Below are 4297 nucleotides of genomic sequence, written 5' to 3'. Positions count from 1 at the left end.
CATCCCAAATTATCTCGAATCCAAGTCTTCCAAATTATGCTTCTTATCTGGAATAAGCTATTTTTGATTAGTTGATTCCAGAAATCAACACTAAACTTTAATAGCCTTTATATTAAAGCGATACGTCTTATATGTAGAATCTAAAAGAGCCTAACGCTATCTTGCGTTAGGCTCTTGATTTTGTGTTTATTTTATTTAAGCTTCAACTGCTTCAGTAGCCGTGTTCTGCTTTTTACGGTTTGGATTCGTATTTTTAATAAACATAGCTAGGATTACGCCGATAAACCCTAATCCCGTTGCAACCATAAAAGCGACATTTACGCCATGAATCATACCCTCTATTCGTGTTGGTGACGTATTTGGTGTAGCGCTGTTTGTCATAACGGTTACAAGAATTGCAGTACCAATCGATCCAGCCACTTGGCGCATGGTGTTGCCCATTGCTGTACCGTGTGGAATGAGCTTTAGGTTAAGTTGGTTTAATCCAGCTGTTGTTACTGGCATCATAACCATAGATACTCCAAACATACGGATTGCATATACAACTGTTACGTATGCCAATGTGGTATTCGGTTCTAAACTTGTGAAAAAGAAAGTTGTCACAGTAATAATGGACATGCCCGTAAGAGCTAACCATTTTGCACCTACTTTATCGAAAATCCGCCCTGTAATAGGGGACATGATTCCCATTGCTATAGCTCCGGGTAGGAGAACCAGCCCAGATTCAAGTGCAGTGTATCCCAACATTTCCTGCAAATAGATCGGTAAGATCGTTTCGGCACTAATCATTGAAATAAACACGACCATAGCGACAATAGTGGTGAAAGTGAATACTGGGTATTTGAAAACCCTGAACTCTAAAATAGGTTGATCTAATTTTAATTGTCTTAGGATGAAGATGGTTAATGTAATTGCACCTACAATAAGGCTTATAAGAGCATTAGCACTTAACCAACCATCTGTACCAGCCACACTAAATCCGTACAATAACCCACCGAAACCGAAGGAGGAAAGAATGATGGATGTTATATCTAGTTTAGGATAGCGTCGTTCTGTTACATTTTTCAACACAAAGTAAGCAATTATTAGATCAATAACTGCAATAGGCAACACTACAAAGAACAATGACCTCCAAGGTAAAAAGCCAATCAACCATCCAGAAAGGGTAGGACCAATAGCTGGCGCAAAGGCAATAACTAAACCAACTAATCCCATTACCTGCCCGCGCTTCTCAACGGGGAAAATGGTTAGAAATACAGTTTGCATTAAAGGCATCATGATTCCAGCTCCACTTGCTTGGATGACCCGACCTACCATAAGTGAAGCAAAGTCAGGTGCTACAGATGCAATGATTGTTCCTATTGTAAAGAGACCTATAGCACTCAAGAATAGTCTTCTTGTCGTAAATGTTTCAATAAGAAAAGCAGTAATAGGTATCATTATTCCGTTAACAAGCATGAATACTGTCGTAAGCCATTGCGCAGTATTGGCTGAAATGTCCAAGTCATTCATGATATGAGGGAGAGCAGTTGCTAATAAGGTTTGATTTAAAATAGCTACAAATGCACCAATTATTAAAACAGCAACAATTGGTTTTTTATTGAAAGATTGTCCTGGTTGGATATCTTTATCAGACATGGTGACTTCCTCCTAATCTTATGAAATATATTCTGTAACCAGCTGCTCCAAATGATTGCTATAACTTCTTAGTTCTGGCGTTTCTTTTATATAAGTTATTAACGCTCTAAGGAGGAACAACCTTGGTTCTTTCTGATGAATTTCTTCCTCCAGTAGGTTTATGGAGTCAAGATAATACTGTTTCTCATCTTTATTAATCGATAAGGTATCAATAACTTTCTTCATATCTTTAATGATTTTGTCGATATGTTCCTCTATGTTGTAAGTCATTCCTTCACCCATAAAAGATAGGGGTAACATAGGTTCAACTTGATCTCTATCTATTTGATGAATAATCACATCCATACGATCGCTCAAAAAACGAGCTAAATGTTCAATGGAAAGATGAATTTTATTTTGTACAAGTAAATGTAAGTATTCCTTCATCATTCCCTCGAACATAATGATTACATCCCAGATATAAGGTTGAATTGTGTGTCCATATGCTTCAGTGAAGAGATTTTTATGCCAATGTCTCATTCTGTTTTTATTCTCTTCCATTAAAGTCTGGAGTCTTTGGTTATCACGAATTGGAAGTTCTCGGAATTGCAATAGAATAAAATCACGTTTATCAAGAAAATCCTCAATTTGAATAATTAGTTTTTGGATAAATGTTTCTTTTCTTGAATTGAAGCTTTTATTGTCTAGCGATTGAGCTTTTTGAAACATAGCATGCTGAAAATATTCAATAGAATCCATATAAAGGTCTTCTTTGGAAGAAAAAACATTATATAAAGATCCTTTAGAAATACCACAGGCCTTTGCTATAGCTTGCATAGAAGTCTCATGATATCCATTCTCAGAGAATAAACGCATGGAGGAATGTATGATTTTTTCTTTTTGGGTATTCAATTTTCACCCTCCTTTTTAATGAAAGAACCGTTTAGTCAAAAATAGAACTAATGAGTCACATGTATATTTTAGGTGTGAAGGAGTAGTAAGTCAATGAAAATACATTTACCATCTTTTACAGAATGGATTACATGTTGAATAAGCATAAACCTCATGCTCAAGCAAATACTATGAATGGCTAAAAAAGCCGCAAAAAAAGGAGGATTATGCATTTGAAAAAATATATCTTGTATGTGTTTACAGCCTTATTATCCATTAGCTTACTTACCGCTTGTGGGAATCAGGATGCAGCACGAAATATAAATGAACAAGCAGAAGATAATTATAAACCAATGACATTTGAACCGAACGGGAAATCGTATCAAGAAGAGAATGATGATACACGATTAATGAAGAGGTTCGATGTGGAGGGTAACGTTCGACAATACCTACCAGGTGAAAACGGAGAAACTGGACGTTACTTCAATGCAGAGCGATTTGAATTTGGTCAACCAAGTCCTAACAATGACTATAACGGTCAACAAGAACGTCAACCAAATGATAATCGACAGCAACAACAGCAACAACAAAATCAACAACAAGATCAGCAAAAAAGTATGGATCAAGCACCGCAAACAAAAGAGAACGCTAAGCAAGAAGATTCAGCACAATCAAGTGATTTTAAAGCCAAAGTTGTTGAATTGACAAACAAAGAACGAGAAAAGAAAGGTTTATCTAAATTAAAAGCGTATCCTGAACTTAGAAATGTAGCGCAGAAGAAGTCAGAAGATATGGTGAAAAACGGGTATTTTTCTCATAACTCACCAACATATGGAAGTCCCTTTGAAATGATGCAAAACTTCGGAATCGACTACAAAACAGCTGCAGAAAACATCGCCGCTGGTCAGCAAACACCAGAAAAAGTAGTTGAAGGTTGGATGAATAGTGCAGGACACAGAAAGAATATTCTAAATAAAAATGTAACGCATATTGGAATAGGAATTGAACGTGGCGGCGATATGGGAATTTATTGGACACAAATGTTCATACAAAAATAAACATGGTTAAGGATGATACTTCATATTGGGGTATCGTCCTTTATCTTTTATTACATAAGGTTAAACGTAACGACTATTTCACAACAAATGTTTAAAAACGAAACTTAAAAAGGAATAGTACGTAGGAAAGTATAGAGTAAAAAGTAATTGGAAGGGAGACATAACGAATGAGTGACAATCAAGGTTGTGTAAAATGTGGTAGTACAGATGCAGATACTAAAGATGTATCCATGACAGGATCTGGACTCGCAAAGATGTTTGATGTTCAGAATAATAAATTCACTGTAGTATCATGCAAAAACTGTGGGTATTCTGAATTTTATAATCAAAGTGCTTCCAAAGCAGGAAATGTATTTGACTTTTTCTTTGGTGGGTAAACATACTGCCTGTATTCTAAATAAGAATACAGGCTTTTCTTATAGGCTTTTTGGTTAGGGCGTGGGTCCGATGCTTAATGAGGGTTAGGGATGGTTGGGAAACAGCTCGCGTCCTGCCGGCGGCCCTACACGACGTAGGGGCGTTCGACGTTGTCACACGATGTGTCGGTTTTAGTCGAACCTCCCCTTCTCAAGCTACCTTCGGGGAAAGCGCCCTCAGTGGGATCTCGCCTACCTCTTTCTCCCGCGGGAGTCTCCCCGTTTCCCACCCATTCCTGCTGAAATGTTACGATCGGACTCGTCACTACGTAGGAACTTTATTTGACGGACGTATAATCTCTTATTTACTGTAAA

General features: G+C 37.3%; 4 protein-coding genes. 2 read left to right on the top strand and 2 right to left on the bottom strand.

Annotated features, from left to right (window positions below):
* Window positions 1-195 precede the first annotated feature (195 nt).
* Together N782_RS20300 and N782_RS20295 are read right to left on the bottom strand one after the other, a co-directional pair.
* Entirely contained in the window at window positions 196-1638 is a 1443-nt protein-coding gene (locus N782_RS20300; protein ID WP_036824838.1) for a DHA2 family efflux MFS transporter permease subunit, read from the bottom strand.
* A gap of 18 nt (window positions 1639-1656) precedes the next feature.
* The gene (locus N782_RS20295; protein WP_036824837.1) at window positions 1657-2529 is read right to left on the bottom strand and encodes a TetR/AcrR family transcriptional regulator; all 873 of its coding nucleotides are present in this window, start codon (window positions 2527-2529) and stop codon (window positions 1657-1659) included.
* A 212-nt stretch (window positions 2530-2741) separates the two neighbouring features.
* Here N782_RS20295 and N782_RS20290 point away from each other — a divergent pair, with 212 nt between their 5' ends.
* Window positions 2742-3566: a CAP domain-containing protein gene (locus tag N782_RS20290; RefSeq protein ID WP_036824834.1), complete on the top strand. Its 825-nt coding sequence runs from the start codon at window positions 2742-2744 to the stop codon at window positions 3564-3566.
* Between the two features lie 167 nt (window positions 3567-3733).
* Entirely contained in the window at window positions 3734-3943 is a 210-nt protein-coding gene (locus N782_RS20285; protein WP_036824832.1) for a zinc ribbon domain-containing protein, read from the top strand.
* Window positions 3944-4297 lie beyond the last annotated feature (354 nt).

The sequence above is a fragment of the Pontibacillus yanchengensis Y32 genome (genome assembly GCF_000770635.1).
Taxonomy (GTDB): Bacteria; Bacillota; Bacilli; order Bacillales; family BH030062; genus Pontibacillus; species Pontibacillus yanchengensis.
This window is presented reverse-complemented; position numbering and strand designations above follow the sequence as displayed.

What these genes read in the sequence shown, in the direction of transcription:
- N782_RS20300 (WP_036824838.1), bottom strand. Translation starts at nt 1,638, where the DNA reads ATGTCTGATAAAGATATCCAACCAGGACAATCTTTCAATAAAAAACCA.
- N782_RS20285 (WP_036824832.1), top strand. Translation starts at nt 3,734, where the DNA reads ATGAGTGACAATCAAGGTTGTGTAAAATGTGGTAGTACAGATGCAGAT.